The sequence below is a fragment of the Azospirillum sp. genome, from assembly GCF_035627195.1.
Lineage (GTDB): Bacteria > Pseudomonadota > Alphaproteobacteria > Azospirillales > Azospirillaceae > Azospirillum.
The window spans coordinates 1-18,175 of record NZ_DASPMG010000267.1 but is presented as its reverse complement, the minus strand read 5'-3'; the positions used below and the strand labels follow the sequence as shown (position 1 = coordinate 18,175).

Genomic DNA, 18,175 nt, shown 5'->3' with positions numbered 1-18,175 from the left:
CTATGGTGAGTCCGGCACCGATAGCGGCCGGGTGAAGGAATGGACGATCAAGGAATCGGCGGGGCGGTCTCGACCTCCCCGGACCCGTTGGACGAGGAGCGGCGCAACGCGCGCACGCTGGTCGAGTTCGCCTACGGGCGGCTGCGGCGCGAGATCCTGTGCGGCCACCTGGAACCGGGCAGCCGCCTGCGCGTCGAGCAGCTGAAGACCGAATACCAGGTGGGCTCCAGCACGCTGCGCGAGGCGCTGTCGCTGCTGGTCGCCGACGCGCTGGTGACCAGCGAGGGGCAGAAAGGCTTCCGCGTGGCACCCATTTCGCTGGAGGACCTGCGGGACGTCACCGAGATGCGCAAGCTCCTGGAGACGCGCGCGCTGAAGGAGGCGATAGCGCTGGGCGACGACAACTGGGAGGCCGGCGTGGTCGCCGCCTATCACCGGCTGACGCGCGTCGAGGAACGGCTGGGCGACGGGCCGGAGCCGGTGGCCGAGGAATGGGAGGAGCGCAACCGCGCCTTCCACGAGGCGCTGATCGCCGCCTGCCCGTCCAAGTGGCTGCGGCACTTCCGCAGCATCCTCTATCACCAGTCCGAACGCTACCGGCGCTTGGCGCTGACCGCGCGCGCCATGCCGCGCGACGTGCACGCCGAACACCAGGGAATCATGGAGGCGGTGCTGGCGCGCGACGTGGAAACGGCGACCCGCCTGACGGAGGAGCACATCGACCGCACGCTGGCCGCCGTAACGCAGCTGGCCGGCAACCTGAAGGCGCTGAAGCCGAAGTAAGGATAAACTGCTGACGTTGGGTTTTCGCTGCGCTCAACCCAACCTACGGTTTCGTTGTAGGTTGGGTTGAGGCCGAAGCCGAAAACCAAACGCCGGAACGCCTCACTCCGGCGACGCGAGCACCCCGTCCGCCATGGCCGACTCGTCGGTTCCGCGGGCTTGGTTGCGGCCGTGGTTCTTCGCCTCGTACAGCATGGCGTCGGCCAGCGACACCAGACTCTGCGCCGCGCGGTCGGGCGGCGGCACCGTGCAGGCATAGCCGAGGCTGATGGTGACCTGCGGCGCCGTCGGCGAGGCGGCGTGCGGCACGGCCTGCAGCAGCACGGCGGTGCGCAGCCGCTCGGCCACGCGCGCGGCGCCCTCGCCGTCCGTCTCCGGCAGGAGGCAGATGAACTCCTCGCCGCCGTAGCGGGCAACGAAGTCGCCGGGGCGCTTCACCTCCTCGGCGAGGATGCGTGCGATGGTGCGCAGGCACTCGTCACCGGCGTGGTGGCCGTAGTGGTCGTTGAACCGCTTGAAATGGTCGACGTCCAGCATGATCACCGACAGCGGCAGCTTCGAGCGGCCGCACCGGCGCCACTCGCGCTCCAGCGTCTCGTCGAAGCGGCGGCGGTTGGCGATGCCGGTCAGCCCGTCCATGAAGGAGAGCTGGCGCAGGATGTCGGCCTGCTGCTTGAGCAGCAGGTGGTTGCGCACGCGGGCCCGGACGATGGGGGCGCTGATCGGCTTGGTGATGAAGTCGATGGCGCCGACCTCCAGGCCGCGCGTCTCGTCCTCCACCTCGCCGCGGGCGGAGATGAAGATGACCGGGATGTCGCAGGTGGCCGGATTGTCCTTGATGCGCCGGCACACCTCGTACCCGTCCATGCCCGGCATCATGATGTCGAGCAGCACGAGGTCGGGCTGGCGCGCCTGCACCAGTTCCAGCGCCTTGGCGCCGTCCGTGGCGAAGTAGATCACGTAGTCGTCGGCCAGAACGCGACTGAGCACATGGATGTTGCTGGGAACATCGTCGACGACCAGAATTTTCGGGCGCGTTTCGAGCATACGGACCTCAGCCGACCACCAGGGGTGCCTGGAATTCATCGATGATCCGCTGCAGGATACCCTGCGCCTTGGCGAATTCCAGCGAGTCGATCGCCGCGGCCAGGGCGCGCACCTGCGCCGGATCCGCCGCCGTGGCGAGCCCATCGGCAAGCGCCGGCCATGCTTCGGCCGCGGCGAAGTTGTTGTCGGCGAGCAGTTGCGAGAGCCGCCCCAGTTCCGCCTTCAGCCCGTCGGACATCACGGGTTGCGGCGCCGCCGGTTCGGCCGCGCTCTCCTCCAGATGCCGCGCGCCCTGCAGCACGTCGGCCAGGGCGGCGCGCAGGGCCGGCAGGTGGACGGCCAGGGCGTCCGCTTCACGGCGCTTGGCGGCGACCTGAACGGCGTCGGCCTCGGCCGACAGCCGGCGGGCGCCGATGTTCCCGGCCAGGCTCTTGAGGTCGTGCGCGATGTGGCCGGCGCGCACGAGGTCGCCGTCGGCGAAGGCGGCGACGGCGGCGTCGGCCGCCCCGGCGTAGTCGCGCGCGAAGCTGGCGACGACGCGGCGGAACAGCGCCTCGTCCCCGTCAAGGCGGCGCATGGCGTCGGCGAGGTCGAAGCCGGGCAGCTCGGCCGGCAGGCGGCGCTCGGCCGCCGGGGAGGCCGGGACCGGTGCGAGCGCCGGCAACGCCGACGGCAGGGACTGCCCGCCGGTCCAGCGCAACACGGCGGCGATCAGCTCGTCCGGGTCGAGCGGCTTGGCGAGGTGATCGTTCATGCCCGCCTCCAGGCAGCGCGCGCGGTCGGCCGGCAGGGCGCTGGCGGTGAGCGCGATGATCGGCATTTCGCCCCCCTGCGGCAGGGCACGCAGGGCCCGCGTCACCTCGAACCCGTCCATCTCCGGCATCTGCACGTCCATCAGGACGGCGTCGAAGCGCTCGGCCACGCGCTGGACCATGGCCAGCGCCTCACGCCCGCTGCCCACCGCGACCACCGAGGCGCCGGCGCGGCGCAGCATCTCGCGCGCCACCTCGCGGCCGATGGCGTTGTCCTCGACCACCAGAAGGCGCCGCTCGGCCAGCGGCAGCGGCCGCGGGGCCGCCTGCGCGTACGAACCGGGCGCGCAGGGTGCCGCGGCGCCAGGCGCGTGGGTGTAGGCCGCCGCCACGGTCTCCAGCAGCGTCGATCCGGTCACCGGCTTCACCAGCATGCCGTCGAGCCCGCTCTCGGTCACCAACTGCGACACCTTCTCCCGCCCGAAGGCGGTGACGACGATGACGATCGGCCCCTTGCCGCCGTGGCTGGTGCGGATGCGCCGTCCGGCCTCGACGCCGTCGATGCCCGACATCTTCCAGTCCATCAGCACCACGTCGTAGGGCTGGCCGGCGGCCTCGGCGCGCCGCAGCTCGTCCAGGGCCTCCTCGCCCGACGCGCAGGCGCCGGCGCTCCAGCCGAAGGAGCCGACCAGGGACAGCAGCACGGCGCGCGCCGTCTCATGATCGTCGACCACGAGGATGCGCAGGTCGCGCGGCAGGGCGCGGGCCGGCAGCGGCCGTTCCAGCGGCGTCGTGCCACGCCCGAAGACGGCGGTGAAGCGGAAGTCGCTGCCCTTGCCGGGCTCGCTCTCCACGCTCATCCCGCCGCCCATCAGGGAAACGAGGCGGGAGCAGATCGCCAGCCCCAGGCCGGTGCCGCCGTAGCGCCGGGTGGTCGAGCTGTCGCCCTGGCTGAACGCCTCGAACAGCTTGGCCTTCTGCTCGGCCGAGATGCCGATGCCGGTGTCGTGGATGGAGAAGGAGAGGACGGCCCGCTCCTCGTCCACCTCCACCGCTTCGACGGAGACCACCACCTCGCCCTGGCGGGTGAACTTGATGGCGTTGCCGGTCAGGTTGATGAGGATCTGCTGCAGGCGCAGCGGGTCGCCGACCAGCGTCACCGGCACGTCGGGCCGGGTGACGAACAGCACCTCCACGTCCTTCTCTTCGGCCGAGGTCGAGACGATGGTGGCGAGGTTGTCGAGCAGTTCGTCCAGGCGGAACTCCACCTGTTCCAGCTCCAGCTTGCCGGCCTCCACCTTGGAGAAATCGAGGATGTCGTTGAGGATGCCGAGCAGCGAGCGCGCCGAGGAGTGGATCTTGCGCGCGTAGTCGCGCTGGCGCCCGGACAGGTCGGTCTGCTGGATCAGGTGGACGAGCCCGAGGATCGCGTTCATCGGCGTGCGGATCTCGTGGCTCATGTTGGCCAGGAACTCGCTCTTGGCGCGGCTGGCCTGCTCGGCCGCGGCCATGGCGTCCTGGAGCTTGCGCTCGTCCTCCTTGCGGCGGGTGACGTCGGCGAAATAGGCGACCACCCCCTCGGGCGAGGGGTAGACGGCCCCCTCGAACCAGATGCCGTGCGGTGCGGAGAAGGCGCTGATCTGCGCCGGGGCGCGCTCCTCCATGGCTTGGCGATAGGGCGCTTCGAACGGCGAGCCGATGGCTTCGGGAAAGGTTTCCCACATCACCTGCCCGGTCAGGTCGCGCCCCTCCGCGATCTGGTCGCGGGCGCGCTGGTTCATGTAGATGAAGCGCCAGCCGCGATCGAGGGCGATGATGCAGTCCGACGTGCTCTCCAGCACCGAGGCCAGACGTTCGGACGCGCTGCGCGCCGCCTGCTCGGCCAACTCGGCGCCATGGCGGGCGGTGCGCAGGTCGGCCTCGCGGGCCTCGAGGCGCGCGGCCATGGCGTTGAAGGCGTTGGAGACGACGACGATCTCGGTCGGCGCGCCGCGCGTGTCGATGGTCGCCGCACCGGCGCCGGAGCCCAGCCGCTCGGCCGCGTCGCACAGGCGCCGCGTCCATTGCAGCACCGACAGGCGCAGCAGCATCCAGGTGGCGAACAGGCACGCCAGCCCGGTCGCGAACAGGATCCCAAGCCCCTTGAGGAGCGAATCGCGCGCCTCCGCCCAGATCGCGTCGAGCGTGATGCCGACGGCGAAGACCGTCTGCGTCCCGGCCAGACGCTGGAAGCTCCAGACGCGCTTGATCCCGTCGGCGCTGGTGACCTCCATGACGCCGGACGGCTCGGACAACATGCGCTGCACGTGCGGGAGGGTGCCGAAGCTCTTGCCGACCCAGTTCTCCGGGTCGGGCTGGCGGGCGAGGATCGTTCCCTGGCCGTCCAGCACGACGAGGCGCGACCCGTCCTGCCTGGCGATGTCGATGAGGTCGGCGTACCAGTTGAGGTCGATGCTGACGCCGATCATGCGCCGGATCTCGCCGTTCTCGATGATCGGCTGCACGGCGAGGACAACGCGCGTGCCCGAGCGCCGGCCCAGCACGTAGCCGCTCAGCACGAAGTCGCGCGTCGCCAGTGCCCGCTGGAAATACTCGCGGTCTCCCAGCGTGATGCCCTTCCCCGGCCCCGAGGTGTCGCAGATGATGGCGCCCGCCGGATCGGTGACCCAAACCCCGGTGGACCAGGGGTGCAGCTGCGGCATGCGCTTCAGGATGTCGACGCAGCCGTCGGTCCTGGACGGGTCGGCGTCGCGGATCTCCGGAACCAGCGACAGGAGCGTGATCAGGCTGCGCGCATCGTTGATCAGGTCCTCCTGGCGGCGCACGCCGTCACGGGTCAGCTGCTCCGCCAACTCGCGCGCCGAACCCAGCTGGACCGAGACGTCATGGTCCAGATGGTAGATGGCACCCAGCAGCGACAGCCCCAGCGCGCAGCCGACGATCGCCATCATGCGGGCGTGCAGGCTGCGGAAGCGGAGCAGGTCGAGAACGGCTGACGTGATTCGTGTGGGCATGTCCGGGCGACCAGCGGGGCGACCCGCCGGTGGCGGGCCGTGTCCCATCCTGACCGCGCACGCGCCACGCCGGCAGGAACAAATTCGGGAAAAGGCCGCCATCGCCGCAGGCGGCTGCGACGCGGAGACCGGCCGCGGCATCAGACCGCCGGACCATGCGCACGCATGTTATCAGTTTAATACAAATTCGCGAAGGTGCCTAAGCATCGCATGCGATGCGACCGAGTGCAGCGTGTCCCCGGTGCATCACCCGGCGAAGATGAGCGCGTGGATGCTGAACAATTGCGCATCGTCGGTCCACGCTTCGAGCGCCCGCCAGCCGGCACCGGCCGCCAGATTCTGGAACTCGGACACGGTGTACTTGCAGGATATCTCGGTGTGAATGGTTTCGCCTCGCTCGAATTGGAAGCGGTGGCCGCCGGCCGTGGCGGTCTGGGGCCGCACGCTTTCCAGGTGCATCTCGATGCGGCCGAGCGCCTCGTCGTAGAAGGCGCGGTGGCGAAAGCCGTCGAGTTCGAAGGTGCCCCCCAGTTCGCGGTTGATGCGGGCCAGCAGGTTGAGGTTGAAGGCGGCGGTGACGCCCTGCGCGTCGTCGTAGGCGGCCTCCAGAATGTCGCGGCGCTTCTTAAGGTCGACGCCGATGATCAGGCGGCTGCCCCGCCCCAGCCGGCGGCCGAGGCGGGCGAGGAACGCCGCCGCCTCGTCGGGCGTGAAGTTGCCGATGGTGGAGCCGGGGAAGAACGCCAGCGTGCGTTCCGGCACCAGCGAGCACGGCAGGGCGAAGCCCTGCACGTAGTCGGCGGCGACCGGCACGACGGTGAGCGCCGGATAGTCGCCCGCCAGCCGCGCCGCCGCGGCCAGCAGATGCTCGCGCGAGATGTCGACCGGCACATAGAGGGCCGGCCGGTCGAGCGCGTCGAGCAGCAGGCGCACCTTCACGCTCGACCCGCTGCCCAGTTCGACGAGGGCCGCGTCCGGCCCGGCGAAGGCGGCGATGCCGGCGGCACGGCGGGCGAGCAGCGCCGTCTCCGTCCGCGTCGGGTAGTACTCCTCCAGGTCGCAGATGGCGTCGAACAGCGCCGACCCCCGTGCGTCGTAGAAGTACTTGCTGGGCAGGGTCTTGCGCGGCCGCGACAGTCCCTCGACCACGTCCGCCAGAAAGCCGTCAGCCAACACGGGATGGGGAACGGCACCGTCCATCATGCATCCTCCGCAAGCCGCACGCCGGCGAACATCCAGCGCTGGTGGGGATAGAAGAAATTGCGGTAGCTGGCCCGCACGTGGCCGTCGGGCGTGACGCAGCATCCGCCGCGCAGCACCATCTGGTTGGCCATGAACTTGCCGTTGTATTCGCCCACGGCCCCCGCGGCCGGGCGGTAGCCGGGGTAGCGGCCATAGGGGCTGGCGGTCCATTCCCAGACGTCGCCGAACATCTGCGCCGGGACACCGTCCGGCACGGGCGGGCCGGGCCGGGGGCGCAGCGCGCCACTGCCCAGCGTGTTGCCGGCCATGTCGCCCGCCGGGGGCAGGCCGGCGGCGGCCACCTCCCACTCGGCTTCCGTGGGCAGGCGCCCGCCGGACCAGCGGGCGAAGGCGTCGGCCTCGTAGAAGCTGACGTGGCAGACGGGCGCGGCCGGGTCCACGGGCAGTTCGCCGGACAGCGTCATGACATGCCAGCCGCCGTCGCGCCGGCGCCAATAGCCGGGTGCCTCCCACCCCTGCCCCTGCGCCGCCGCCCAGCCGTCGGAGAGCCACAGCGTCGGCGTGCGGTAGCCGCCGTCCACCATGAAGGCCAGCCAGTCGGCGTTGCGGACCGGGCGGGAGAACAGGCGGAAGGGCTGAAGCAGCACCGGATGGCGCGGCCCCTCGTTGTCGAAGGCGAAGCCGGACCCGTCGTGGCCGATTTCCCGGATGCCGCCATCGAAGTCCAGCCAGCGCCCGGCGGCGGGGGCCGTGCTCCCCGTCTCCGGTGCCGCCGGCCGGTAGACCGGGTTCAGCGGGTTGAGGGAGAACAGGTGCAGCAGGTCCATGAGGAGCAGTTCCTGGTGCTGCTCCTCATGCGCGAGACCCAGTTCGACCAGCGGGCGGGTACGCTCATCGCCCTGCGCCAGCAGGCGGTCCATGGCCGCGTCCACGTGGGCGCGGTAGGCCGCCACCTCGGCAACGCCCGGACGGGTGATCATGCCCCGTTGGGGCCGTGGGTGACGCGCCCCGACCGCCTCGTAATAGGAGTTGAAAAGGTAGGCGTAGTCCGGGTCGAAGGGCCGGTAGCCGGGCAGGAAGGGAGCGAGCAGGAACGTCTCGAAGAACCACGTGGTGTGCGCCCGGTGCCACTTGGCCGGGCTGCAGTCGGGCATGGACTGCGCCGTCTGGTCCTCCGCCGACAAGGGGGCGGCGAGTTCCTCGGTCAGGTCTCGCACGCGCCGGTAACGGGCGGCGAGACCGCCACAGGCGGCCGCGTCGGTGTCTGCGGCGCTGTCTCGCATCGGCGGCCTTCTCCCTCCCAGTTGCTCCTGACGGCTGCAAGGGTGAAAGGCCGGTGCCCCGCCCCCGGTTCCATGAAAATGGATCGGCTATCCCGACGACGGTGCCCAAACGAGAAGCGGCCGGTCCCAGCCGGCCGCCTCTTCCGAGATAGGCCCTCGGACGCCTCCTCCCTGTGTGCTTTTTTCTTTGTGAATATCATTGTTTGCGACGCGGATCATCCAGCGAAACGGGATAGTCCACTCATCATTTGTGCTTAATCATAGGAAGCACATCGTCAACCAAACCGCCATAGCGAGCACACGTTGGCGTTGTCCGACGCGGCCATATGCCGGCGATGCCCGACGGTGACGGGCGACCGGTGGAGTGCCTTGCACCTGCTCGTTCTCACCGTTCTCTCCTCGCGCAAGACGACCTGGGGGGGGTGTGACGATCGTCACAGCCCACCCCCACCCGACGTGATAGAAACGCGCCGTAATAAAGCAGCAGTCATGCATGGCTATGCTGTCTCATTCTACTGGCCGCATGCCGTGAACGGGGAAAATATATGACATTAACATACTCGATCGGACCGGCAACGGTGCGGCAAACCGAAGACTCCGGCTTTGTACCGACAGCTTTTACATTCATCGTGACCCGCAGCGGTGACGTCGATACAGAGTCCACGGTCGACTGGGCCGTAAGTGAAGAGTGGGGATCCGGGGCGGCCGACTACAACGACTTCATCGACTCCTGGGTGCCCAGCGGCACCGTCACGTTCATGCCGGGTGAAACCAGTCAGACCATCACCATCGAAGTCATCGGGGATGACTGGGTGGAGCCCGACGAAAGCTTCTCCGTCATCCTGTCCAACCCGAGCGAGGGCGACATCGACACCGCGGAGGCAACCGCCGTCATCCTGAACGATGAAGGCGTCATGACCGTTTCGGTCGTCGACGCCGCGAAGACGGAAGGCAACACGGGCACGACGCCCTTCACCTTCACCGTCACCCGTGACGGACCGGCCGATACCGAGGCGTGGGCCATCTGGTATGCCACGATCGACGGCACGGCTGGCAAAGCCGCTGCCAGCGATTTTGCGGGCGGTGTGCAGCCGACCGGCACCGTCACGTTCCAGCCCGGTGAAACGGCGCAGACAATCACCGTCTTCGTGGCCGGCGATACCCTGACCGAAGGCAACGAAGCCTTCGAGGTGAGGCTCGCCAATCTGACGGAAGGCAGCGCCTCGCCGACGAGTGCCACGGCGACGATCCTCAACGACGACGTCGCCAGTTCCAACTCGGTCTTCTCGATCACGGCCACGGATCTCGACAAGGCCGAGGGGAGCGGGGGCCAGACACCGTTCACGTTCACGGTGACGCGCACCAATGCCACCGCCGTCGCGTCGGTGAAATGGGCCGCAGCCGGCTTGGGCCCCATCCGCGCGACCTTATCGGACTTCGCCAATGATGTGATGCCGAGCGGGACACTGTCCTTCGCCATCGGCGAGACGAGCAAGACCGTCACGCTCCAGGTGGCCGGCGACACGTACGCGGAAGGCGACGAAGGCTTTTCCGTCACGCTCTCCAACCCCACCGGCGGCACGCTGGGAACGGTCAGGTCCGCGAATGGCGTCATCCGCAACGACGACACGTCCTACGCCATTTACACGCTCGATGGGGCCGTCCAGGAAGGCAACGAGGGAACAACGCCGTTCACGTTCCTGGTGACGCGATCCGGCGTGCTGAGCGGCTCCGGCTCCGTCGACTGGGAGGTCGAGCCGGTGCTCACGGACTTGACGGACTTCGCCGGCGGCGTCCTGCCCACCGGTTCCCTGTCCTTCGCCCCGGGTGAAACGCAGAAGACGATCGTCATCGACGTCGCCGGCGACACCGTCCTGGAAGACAGTGAAGAATTCTTCGTCAAACTGACGAACGCGGTGGGCGGCATGCCCGTCGGATGGGGGCTTGCGGGCGGTTTCATCATCAACGACGACGTGGCCACCAGATATTCCATCTCGCCCGGCAACGTGGACCTCGGCGAGGGTGACGACGGCTCGACCCCGTTCACCTTCTCCGTCTCGCGCGGCACGTCGACCGGGGTGTCGAGCGTCGACTGGGCGGTCACCAGCGAGTTCGCCCCCGACGCGGCCGACGCCTCGGACTTCAGCGGCGGCTTTTTGCCGAGCGGCACCGTCACCTTCGCCGACGGCGAGACGCAGCGCAGCATCACCGTCTTCGTCGCCGGGGACACCACGGTCGAAGGCAGCGAGCGCTTCAGCGTCGGCATCTCGAACGCCAGCGACGGCGGCGTCATCGACCAGCCGAGCGCCAGCGGCCTCATCATCAACGACGACGCCAGCTTCGCCGTCACCGCGCTGAGCGCCGACGCGGCGGAGGGCGACGCCGATTCCACCCCGTTCACCTTCACCATCTCGCGCAACGCGCTGTCGATCGGCACCTCGTCGGTGGATTGGGCAGTAACGTCGGATTCGGCGGCGGACGGAGCGGACTTCGCGGGCGGCGGGCGGCCAAACGGCACCGTCACCTTCGGCCCGGGCGAGACCAGCAAGACGATCACCGTCGCCGTCGCCGGAGATGCCACGGTGGAGGCCGATGAGGGCTTCACGGTTCAGCTCTCCAACGCCACCGGCACGATCGTGGTGGGCAGCGCCACCGGCACCATCCGCAACGACGACACCAGCCTGTCGGTCGCGGCATCCAGCACCGACAAGCTGGAAACGGACAAGAGATCGACGGCGCCCTTCACCTTCACGGTCACGCGCTCCGGCGTGCTCGACGGGACCTCGTCGGCGAGTTGGTCGGTGGCCGGCTCCGGCGGATCGCCCGCCGACGCGACCGACTTCACCGACAACGCGCTACCAAACGGCACGGTGACGTTCGCCGCCGGCGAGGCGTCGAAGACGATCACCGTCGCCGTCGCCGGCGACAACAAGAAGGAGCCGGACGAGGGCTTCACCCTCACCCTGTCGAACGCCAGCGGCGCCACGATCGGCAACGCCTCGGCGACGGGCACCATCCTGAACGACGACGGCCCCGACAACCACCGCACGGTGCCAAGCACGAACTTCCCGGCGTTCGGCACGGCGATGGCGGCCTTCGGACTGTCCAATCCGGCGGCAGACGACACGGGGTTCGTGTTCACCACGGCCGGGGGAACGCTGGACCTGGCAAGCGGCACGGCCGGCGTCTCCGTCGCGGCGGCGAACATGCTGGCGCCGTGGCGGCAGGCGGACTCCGGGTACGCCATCCTCGGCGGCGCGTGATCCGGACGGACGCCGGCCCGCGTGCGGAGCGCGGGCCGGCGTCCACCGCCGCTACTGCTTCTGGCCCTTCTGCCCGCTCTGGCCACGGTTCTGGTTGAGCGAGACCATGTTGTTGTCGCTCGACCGGAATTCCGGCATCTGGGCGAGTTGCTGCTGGGTCAGCGTGTTGGCGACGACGCGCTCGCCCTGCGGGTCGAGCAGCGTGAAGTCCACGGCGACCTGCTTGCCGCCGCGGGCGTCGATGATGGCGACGTTGGGTTCGCGCGTGTCGGGGTTCAGCATGATGTCGGTGATCTGGCCGATGGCGGCGCCATCCGACCCGACCACCGTCTTGCCCAGCATCTGTTCCATGGCGGCCATGCTGTGCGTCTGGCCGCTGGAGCGCTGGGACTGTTGCTGCTGCATGGCCTGGGTGCCCGCCGGCGACGGGCCGGTGGCGGACGCCGTGCCGGACGCCGCCATCAGGGCGGTTGCCGCCGCGGCCAGGAGAAGGTTCCGTTTCATGGAGCACCTCCGTGCAAAGGGTGGAGACGGCCGGCAGCCGGCCGCCACCCCCCTGCCAACCGCCCGCGCGGCCGTCCGTTCCGCCGCTTTTCCAGGCGGTTCGCGCCCGCAAAACTCCTGCGCAACCTTAGGAATCCATTGCGTGCGACGGGAGGAATGGATTAGGCCTTACGCATGCGGTTATCGGCAACCGGCCCGTGCAGGCACAGCGCCTCCGAAGCCGGGCACCGAGCCGCGGATAAGGTTTCCTTGCCGATGGCCAACGACGTTCTGTTCGCCGACGACTACCTGCCGCCGCGCCGGGCCGAGCCGGACGCGGGCGTGCCATGGCGCGTGCTGATCGTCGACGACGACCCGGAGGTGCACGCGGTCACCCGGCTGGCGCTGGCCAAGGTGCGCTTCAAGGGCCGGCGGCTGGAGATGCTGAGCGCCTATTCGGCGGCGCAGGCCGCCGACACGCTGCGCGACACGCCGGACATCGCCATCGTCCTGCTCGACGTCGTGATGGAGACGGACGACGCCGGCCTGCGGCTGGTGCGCACCATCCGCGACGTGCTGGCCAACCACGCCGTGCGCATCATCCTGCGCACCGGCCAGCCGGGGCAGGCGCCGGAAGAGAGCGTCATCCTCAACTACGACATCAACGACTACAAGGCGAAGACCGAGCTGACCACGCAGAAGCTCTTCACCACCGTGGTCGCGGCGTTGCGCGCCTATTCCGACATCATCGCGCTGGAAACCAGCCGGCGCGGCCTGCAGCAGATCATCGAATCCACCGACCGGCTGTTCGAGCTGCGCTCCATGCGGCAGTTCGCCTCGGGTGTGCTGACCCAGCTCACCGTGTTCCTCGGCGTGCCGGCGAACGGCATCCTGTGCGCCCAGCGCGGCGCCCCCGGCGCCGGCCGGAGCTGCTGCAACGCCGTCCACGTGCTGGCGGGTGCCGGACGCTTCTCCACCGTCGTCGAAGGGCCGATCACCGAACGCGCCATCGACCCGGCGGTGAGCGCCGCCATCGACGAGGCGTTCCATGCCCGACGTACGGTCTTCGCGCCCGACCACACCACGCTCTACATCCGCGGTCCGGACGCCCAGGAGGTCGCCGCCTGGGTGCAGACCAAGCGCCCGCTGAACGAGGTGGACCGCCAGCTCGTCGAGGTTTTCGCGTCGAAGATCGCCATCAGCTTCGCCAACGTCTGCCTTTACGAGCGTCTGCGCGAGGCCAACGAGCTGCTGGAGGCGCGCGTCACCGAACGCACGCGCGCGCTGGAGGACGCCAACGCCAAGCTGGAATTGCTGGCCACCACCGACGCGCTGACGGAGGTGTGGAACCGCCGCCACTTCATGGAGCTGGCAGCCAACGAAGTGCGCCGGGCGCAACGCTACCAGCGGCCCCTGGCCGTGCTGCTGTTCGACCTCGACCGCTTCAAGCAGGTCAACGACACCTATGGGCACGCGGCCGGCGACGAGACGCTGCGCGTGGTTGTGACGCGCGCCCGGCAGGCGCTGCGCGCCACCGATGCCATCGGCCGCTTCGGCGGCGAGGAGTTCGTGGTGCTGCTGCCGGAGACCGACCTGGAGCAGGCCAGGGTGGTGGCCGAACGGGTGCGCCAGGCGATCGACGGCGGCCCGGTGGACTTCGACGCCGAACGCTTCCCGGTGACGGCCAGCATCGGCGTGACCGCGTGGCAGGAGGGCGAGCCGTCGGTCGAACTGGCGTTGCGCCGTGCCGACAGCGCGCTGTACGAGGCCAAGCAGCGCGGCCGCAACCGCATCGCCGTGGCCTGACCTACCCCGATTGCGCTGGGGACTCGCGCACGTGGGGGCGACCGGGTAATATGATTGCTCTTGCGATCTCCCCTCCGCGTCCAGGTCACCTTCCATGTGGCAGTCCTACGTCCAGGCGCTCCTGCTGGCCCTTGCCTTGTCGGGCATGGGCTTCGGCATCGCCAAGGTGGTGGTGGTGGTCGGCGAGCGGCTCATCGAGCGGCGCCACGGCACCATCGGCCTGCGCGACATGCTGGCGCGCCGCGCCAAGCTGGAACAGGGGCTGGAGGCGCGCCGCACCGCACGCACCGCCGAGCTGAAGAAGGCGGACGACGAGGTGCGCGCCGTCATCGCCCGGCGCCAGCACATGGAACGCCAGCTGAAGGACGCCCTGCTGTCCGGCGACCACGTGGTGCGGCAGGTGGGCGAGGAGGTGAAGGGCGTGCCCTGCTTCATCGCCCAGGTGGCCAACAAGTACGTCGGAACCGGCGCCGACCAGACGCGCGAGCACGCCTTCATCGACCGGTCCTGGTCGCAGCCGCAGACCATCGAGGTGTGGACCACCAGCCTGCCCGAGGCGCGCAAGGAGATCGAGCGGCGCTACCCGCCGGCCTTCGGCTATGTGGTGATGCGCGTGCAGCAGATCGCCGGCGCCAGCGCCGCCGAACCGGCCCGCAAGGCATCGTGAGGGTGCCATGATCGCCTATCTGTTCGCCGGCCTGATCGGGCTCACCGCGCTGTGCTACGCGCTGGCGCAGGCGATCAAGCGCATCAAGGAGACCGAGCAGACGATCGCCAAGGGCGAGGCCCGCCGCCAAGCCCAAGTGGATCGCATCCGCCGCGCCGGCCGCGCCTGCCTGGCGCTGTCGCGCGAGCTGCGCGACGCCAAACGGCGCAGGAATGCGCAGGAGATCGCCTGCGAGGACCTGGAGGAGCGGCTGCGCGCGTCGAACGCCGTCGACAGGCGGCTCTACGTGCTGGATGACCGGCGCACGCAGAACGACCTGGGCTGGATCGTGCGCGTCGCCAACCCGGACTACGGCCAGCGCGTCAACGCCAACCTGGAGAAATCCGCGCTGGAGTCCTGGAAGCGCGGGCGCCGCTTCCTGGTCTGGGCCTTGGACGAGAAGAAGGCGCGCGAGAAGGTGACCGCGCGCTTCCACGACCACAAGGGCTTCGCCATCACCGGTGTGACGCGGCAGGCGGAATGAGGGCCGGCGGATGCCGTGTCCGCTTTTTTGTCCACCTCTTGTCAATAATTTCGGCTCACCATCGATGGTAACGATGGGAGAACCGACCATGGAACTGGCTCTTCTCGGCACGGTGCTGGCGCTGGTGATCGCCGGAACGGCGGCGATGCGCGGCACGGACGACCGCATCCCCGTGCGCATCCGCAGCAAGGACGGCCGGCGTCGCCGCCGGCCGTGACGCCCCTCAGCGTTCCCCTCAACGTTCGAGGTCGCGGAACGCCTTGTTGAGTTCGTAGTCCTTGGAGGACACGTAGGCCTCCAGGCCCGCCACGCGCTTTTCGAAGTCGCGGAAGCGTTGCGCCAGCCCGGCCAGCGAGCGGTCGGGCTTGGTGGCGACGGTGCGCCAGAACGTCTCCTCGTCCGGCGTCCGGTAGAGCTGCGGCGGGCGCGACGGCAGCGCCAGGGCGGCGATGATGTAGCCGACCAGCACGAACGGGAAGAAGAACATCGCCCCGATCACCGTGGCGAGCCGCACCAGGAACGGATCGACGCCGAAATAGTCGCCGATGCCGGCGCAGACGCCGGCCATGTAGCCGCGTTGCGGGTTGCGGTACAGGCGGTGCGGGTTGGGCGAGTCGTAGGGGGAGCGGCTCATGGCCTCCTCCGATCAGGTCTTATGGGATCAGGTTTTGTTGCGCCAGCCGGGCGCCTCGGCGTCGAGGATGCGCTCCAGCGCGTGGATGCGGCCTTCCAGCCGGTTTGAGGTGTCCCACAGTTCGGCCAGCAGCCGTTCGTCCTGGGCGGACAGCCCGCGCTGGGCGCGCCAGCGGCTGATGAAGTGGAAGATGATCCACAGCGGCAGGACGATGGTGACGACCAGGATCGACAGCACGAAGGTGAACACGTCCATGGCGGGGCAGTCTTCTTGTTGGTCGCGGGAGCGGTAAAGCGGCGGAGACTATTGCCCCCACCCTACCCCTCCCCCGCTCTCAGCGGGTCCAAAGGACCCGCCTGTCGCGGCAGCCGGATCGAAGATCCGGCGAGAGCAAGGCGGGGGAGGGAATATGGACTTTACTGCCCTTTGCGCGCCGCGACGCGGGCGCGCAGCGCGGCCAGATCCTCGTCCAGCTTGTGGGCGGCTTCCAGTTCGGCGATCTCCTCGTTCAGCGACTTGCGGCGGCCGATGTCGTGGATCTCGACGCGGCCCTCCAGGTCGTCCAGGTTGCGCTCGACCTGCTCGAAGCGGGCCAGCGCGTCGCTGATGCGCTCGTCGTTCAGGCGCTCGCGGACCTTGACGCGGTTGACCGCGGTCTTGGTGCGGGCGACCAGCGCCTGCTCGCGGGTCTTGGCGTCGGTCAGCTTGGCCTGGAGGCGTGCGATGTCGTCGTTGGCCTTCGACAGCGCCTCCTCGACCTGGGCCAGTTGGGCGCCCAGCGCGTCGGCCTGCTCGGCTGCCTTGTTCTTGGCGACCAGGGCCGCCTTGGCGAGGTCCTCGCGGTCGCGCAGCAGGGCGATCTCGGCCTTGCGGTCCCACTCGTCGCGCTCGCGGACCAGGTCGGCGACGCGGCGCTCGACCTCCTTCTTCTCGGCGATGATCTTGACCGTCGAGGAGCGCACCTCGACCAGCGTGTCCTCCATCTCCTGGATGATCAGGCGGATCATCTTCTCCGGATCCTCGGCGCGGTCGAGGAGGGAGTTGAGGTTCGACTGCACGATGTCAGTCAGGCGCGAAAAGATGCTCATGGTTTCTTGTCCTTAAGGGGCGGTCAGCCGAGCAGCGCGCCGGCCACGATGCCGGCGAAGAAGAACAGCCAGGACTCGGACGGCCGGCTCAGCAGGTAGGTGCGCATACGCTCGATGGTGTCCGGCGCGGCCGGTGCGTCGCGGGCGGTGCGGTGGGAACGGTAGAAATCGTCGCTCATGGGAGCCTCCTTCACGGTCCCTCCTATGGCAAGGCCCGTGCCAGATGGGCGGCAGCGCCCCAACCCATTGGAAAGGCTGGAGGCTGGCGGGAGGTGCTTGACCGGAGCGGCAACGCCGCTTAGCGTTCTCCGCCACTCCTTCGCGATTTTCGCCATTCCATCGCCGATCCCGCCATGACCATTCCCGCCCCGCCGGCCCTGCTCGGCCAGTCGCCGGTCTTCCTGGCCATGCTGGCGCACGTGTCGCGGGTGGCGCCGCTCGACCGGCCGCTGCTGGTGATCGGCGAGCGCGGCACCGGCAAGGAGCTGGTGGCGGCACGCCTGCACTTCCTGTCGCGCCGCTGGGCGGGGCCGCTGGTCAAGGTGAACTGCGCCGCATTGCCGGAGACGCTGCTGGATTCCGAGCTGTTCGGCCACGAGGCCGGCGCCTTCACCGGCGCGGTGCGCCGGCAGGTCGGCCGCGTGGAGCAGGCGGACGGCGGCACCCTGTTCCTGGACGAAATCGCCACCGCCAGCCCGGCCGTGCAGGAAAAGCTGCTGCGCGCGGTCGAGTACGGCGAGATCGAGCGCGTGGGCGGCCGGACGGCCACGGTGGACGTGCGCGTCGTCGGCGCCACCAACGCCGACCTGCCAGCGCTGGCCGAGGCCGGACGCTTCCGTGCCGACCTGCTGGACCGCCTCGCCTTCGACGTGGTGACTCTGCCGCCCCTGCGCGCCCGGCCGGACGACATCCCGCTGCTGGCCGAGCACTTCGCCATCGGCATGGCGCGCGAGCTGGGCCGGGACCTCTTCCCCGGATTCACCGCGCGCGCCCTGGACGACCTGCGCGGCCATTCCTGGCCCGGCAACGTGCGCGAGCTGCGCAACGCGGTGGAGCGCTCGGTCGCGGCGGCCGAACCGGACGCGCCGGTGGACGCCATCGTCCTCGATCCCTTCGCCTCGCCCTTCCGCCCGGCCGTTCCGGCCGCCGCACCAGAGCCTGCCCCGGCCGAGCGGCCGGTGGAGCCGCCGGCCCCCTGCGGCGACTTCCTGGAGGCGGTGCGCGGCTTCGAGGCCGGGCTGCTGAAGGCGGCGCTGGAGCGCAACCAGTTCAACCAGCGCCGCACCGCCACGGCGCTGGGCCTCACCTACCACCAGCTGCGCGGCCACCTGCGCCGACATGGCCTGATCGGCGGCTGAAGACCGGCAGGTGGGGGGACAAGCGTCGCCGTCACCATTTCGCCACGTTGCCAGGACAAATTCGTGTTCTGAGGTGCGCGTCCTTTCGCCGCGCGGGGGCGGCGCGTATATCTCGCACGTGGGCCGTGTACGGGCCCGATCGGTTAAAGAAAAGGCTGTGGCGGCATCGTGACGTCGAACCGACCGGATGAACTCTTCGCGGGTCTGCGGCCGATCCAGTCGCACGAGGAGGAGCGCAAGCCCCGCCTGCGCTTCAAGCGGCCGGCGCTGA

16 protein-coding genes are annotated in these 18,175 nt (G+C 69.5%); 7 read left to right on the top strand and 9 right to left on the bottom strand.

Annotated elements, in window-relative coordinates:
- Positions 1 to 39: 39 nt before the first annotated feature.
- Complete coding sequence (locus VED21_RS24070; protein ID WP_324886809.1) at positions 40 to 783, top strand: FCD domain-containing protein; 744 nt, start codon at positions 40 to 42, stop codon at positions 781 to 783.
- Positions 784 to 885: 102 nt separating this feature from the next.
- Here VED21_RS24070 and VED21_RS24065 read toward each other — a convergent pair whose 3' ends face one another.
- The 4 genes from VED21_RS24065 to egtB all read right to left on the bottom strand — a co-directional run bounded on the left by VED21_RS24065 (position 886) and on the right by egtB (position 8,082).
- The gene (locus VED21_RS24065) at positions 886 to 1,830 is read right to left on the bottom strand and encodes a diguanylate cyclase domain-containing protein (RefSeq protein WP_324886807.1); all 945 of its coding nucleotides are present in this window, start codon (positions 1,828 to 1,830) and stop codon (positions 886 to 888) included.
- 7 nt (positions 1,831 to 1,837) lie between these two features.
- Positions 1,838 to 5,596 (bottom strand): response regulator, encoded by a 3,759-nt coding sequence (locus VED21_RS24060; RefSeq protein ID WP_324886805.1) that lies wholly within the window; start codon positions 5,594 to 5,596, stop codon positions 1,838 to 1,840.
- 246 nt (positions 5,597 to 5,842) lie between these two features.
- Positions 5,843 to 6,799: an L-histidine N(alpha)-methyltransferase gene (egtD, locus tag VED21_RS24055; RefSeq protein WP_324886803.1), complete on the bottom strand. Its 957-nt coding sequence runs from the start codon at positions 6,797 to 6,799 to the stop codon at positions 5,843 to 5,845.
- Complete coding sequence (gene egtB / locus VED21_RS24050) at positions 6,796 to 8,082, bottom strand: ergothioneine biosynthesis protein EgtB (RefSeq protein WP_324886801.1); 1,287 nt, start codon at positions 8,080 to 8,082, stop codon at positions 6,796 to 6,798. Before egtB ends, egtD begins: the two co-directional genes overlap by 4 nt.
- A 545-nt stretch (positions 8,083 to 8,627) precedes the next feature.
- Here egtB and VED21_RS24045 point away from each other — a divergent pair.
- Positions 8,628 to 11,345, top strand: coding sequence for a Calx-beta domain-containing protein (locus VED21_RS24045; RefSeq protein WP_324886799.1), 2,718 nt, complete (start codon positions 8,628 to 8,630; stop codon positions 11,343 to 11,345).
- 51 nt (positions 11,346 to 11,396) lie between these two features.
- Here VED21_RS24045 and VED21_RS24040 read toward each other — a convergent pair whose 3' ends face one another.
- On the bottom strand, positions 11,397 to 11,849 hold the full coding sequence (locus VED21_RS24040; RefSeq protein ID WP_324886797.1) for a PRC-barrel domain-containing protein: 453 nt from the start codon (positions 11,847 to 11,849) through the stop codon (positions 11,397 to 11,399).
- A gap of 255 nt (positions 11,850 to 12,104) precedes the next feature.
- On the opposite strand from VED21_RS24040, the gene VED21_RS24035 reads away from it, so the two are divergent.
- The 4 genes from VED21_RS24035 to VED21_RS24020 all read left to right on the top strand — a co-directional run bounded on the left by VED21_RS24035 (position 12,105) and on the right by VED21_RS24020 (position 15,041).
- Positions 12,105 to 13,634 carry a diguanylate cyclase gene (locus VED21_RS24035; protein ID WP_324886795.1) on the top strand — a complete coding sequence of 510 codons (1,530 nt, stop codon included), beginning with the start codon at positions 12,105 to 12,107 and terminating at the stop codon, positions 13,632 to 13,634.
- Between the two features lie 94 nt (positions 13,635 to 13,728).
- Positions 13,729 to 14,301 (top strand): hypothetical protein, encoded by a 573-nt coding sequence (locus tag VED21_RS24030; RefSeq protein WP_324886793.1) that lies wholly within the window; start codon positions 13,729 to 13,731, stop codon positions 14,299 to 14,301.
- Positions 14,302 to 14,308: 7 nt separating this feature from the next.
- The gene (locus VED21_RS24025) at positions 14,309 to 14,824 is read left to right on the top strand and encodes a hypothetical protein (RefSeq protein WP_324886791.1); all 516 of its coding nucleotides are present in this window, start codon (positions 14,309 to 14,311) and stop codon (positions 14,822 to 14,824) included.
- Between the two features lie 88 nt (positions 14,825 to 14,912).
- On the top strand, positions 14,913 to 15,041 hold the full coding sequence (locus tag VED21_RS24020; protein ID WP_324886789.1) for a hypothetical protein: 129 nt from the start codon (positions 14,913 to 14,915) through the stop codon (positions 15,039 to 15,041).
- Positions 15,042 to 15,059: 18 nt separating this feature from the next.
- Here the strand turns inward: VED21_RS24020 and pspC are convergent, their stop codons facing one another.
- The 4 genes from pspC to VED21_RS24000 form a co-directional block, all read right to left on the bottom strand.
- A complete protein-coding gene (gene pspC / locus VED21_RS24015) occupies positions 15,060 to 15,458 on the bottom strand; it encodes an envelope stress response membrane protein PspC (protein WP_324886787.1) in 399 nt (132 codons plus the stop codon).
- 27 nt (positions 15,459 to 15,485) lie between these two features.
- On the bottom strand, positions 15,486 to 15,713 hold the full coding sequence (pspB, locus tag VED21_RS24010) for an envelope stress response membrane protein PspB (RefSeq protein ID WP_324886785.1): 228 nt from the start codon (positions 15,711 to 15,713) through the stop codon (positions 15,486 to 15,488).
- Between the two features lie 161 nt (positions 15,714 to 15,874).
- Positions 15,875 to 16,546: a phage shock protein PspA gene (pspA, locus tag VED21_RS24005; protein WP_324886783.1), complete on the bottom strand. Its 672-nt coding sequence runs from the start codon at positions 16,544 to 16,546 to the stop codon at positions 15,875 to 15,877.
- A 23-nt stretch (positions 16,547 to 16,569) separates the two neighbouring features.
- Complete coding sequence (locus tag VED21_RS24000; protein ID WP_324886782.1) at positions 16,570 to 16,725, bottom strand: hypothetical protein; 156 nt, start codon at positions 16,723 to 16,725, stop codon at positions 16,570 to 16,572.
- A gap of 174 nt (positions 16,726 to 16,899) precedes the next feature.
- On the opposite strand from VED21_RS24000, the gene pspF reads away from it, so the two are divergent.
- Positions 16,900 to 17,904, top strand: coding sequence for a phage shock protein operon transcriptional activator (gene pspF, locus VED21_RS23995; protein ID WP_324886780.1), 1,005 nt, complete (start codon positions 16,900 to 16,902; stop codon positions 17,902 to 17,904).
- Positions 17,905 to 18,175: the final 271 nt, after the last annotated feature.

Bases quoted from the DNA above. Each gene is read 5' to 3' on its own strand.
- VED21_RS24070 (WP_324886809.1), top strand. From the start codon at position 40: ATGGACGATCAAGGAATCGGCGGGGCGGTCTCGACCTCCCCGGACCCG.
- VED21_RS24065 (WP_324886807.1), bottom strand. From the start codon at position 1,830: ATGCTCGAAACGCGCCCGAAAATTCTGGTCGTCGACGATGTTCCCAGC.
- VED21_RS24060 (WP_324886805.1), bottom strand. From the start codon at position 5,596: ATGCCCACACGAATCACGTCAGCCGTTCTCGACCTGCTCCGCTTCCGC.
- egtD (WP_324886803.1), bottom strand. From the start codon at position 6,799: ATGATGGACGGTGCCGTTCCCCATCCCGTGTTGGCTGACGGCTTTCTG.
- egtB (WP_324886801.1), bottom strand. From the start codon at position 8,082: ATGCGAGACAGCGCCGCAGACACCGACGCGGCCGCCTGTGGCGGTCTC.
- VED21_RS24045 (WP_324886799.1), top strand. From the start codon at position 8,628: ATGACATTAACATACTCGATCGGACCGGCAACGGTGCGGCAAACCGAA.
- VED21_RS24040 (WP_324886797.1), bottom strand. From the start codon at position 11,849: ATGAAACGGAACCTTCTCCTGGCCGCGGCGGCAACCGCCCTGATGGCG.
- VED21_RS24035 (WP_324886795.1), top strand. From the start codon at position 12,105: ATGGCCAACGACGTTCTGTTCGCCGACGACTACCTGCCGCCGCGCCGG.
- VED21_RS24030 (WP_324886793.1), top strand. From the start codon at position 13,729: ATGTGGCAGTCCTACGTCCAGGCGCTCCTGCTGGCCCTTGCCTTGTCG.
- VED21_RS24025 (WP_324886791.1), top strand. From the start codon at position 14,309: ATGATCGCCTATCTGTTCGCCGGCCTGATCGGGCTCACCGCGCTGTGC.
- VED21_RS24020 (WP_324886789.1), top strand. From the start codon at position 14,913: ATGGAACTGGCTCTTCTCGGCACGGTGCTGGCGCTGGTGATCGCCGGA.
- pspC (WP_324886787.1), bottom strand. From the start codon at position 15,458: ATGAGCCGCTCCCCCTACGACTCGCCCAACCCGCACCGCCTGTACCGC.
- pspB (WP_324886785.1), bottom strand. From the start codon at position 15,713: ATGGACGTGTTCACCTTCGTGCTGTCGATCCTGGTCGTCACCATCGTC.
- pspA (WP_324886783.1), bottom strand. From the start codon at position 16,546: ATGAGCATCTTTTCGCGCCTGACTGACATCGTGCAGTCGAACCTCAAC.
- VED21_RS24000 (WP_324886782.1), bottom strand. From the start codon at position 16,725: ATGAGCGACGATTTCTACCGTTCCCACCGCACCGCCCGCGACGCACCG.
- pspF (WP_324886780.1), top strand. From the start codon at position 16,900: ATGACCATTCCCGCCCCGCCGGCCCTGCTCGGCCAGTCGCCGGTCTTC.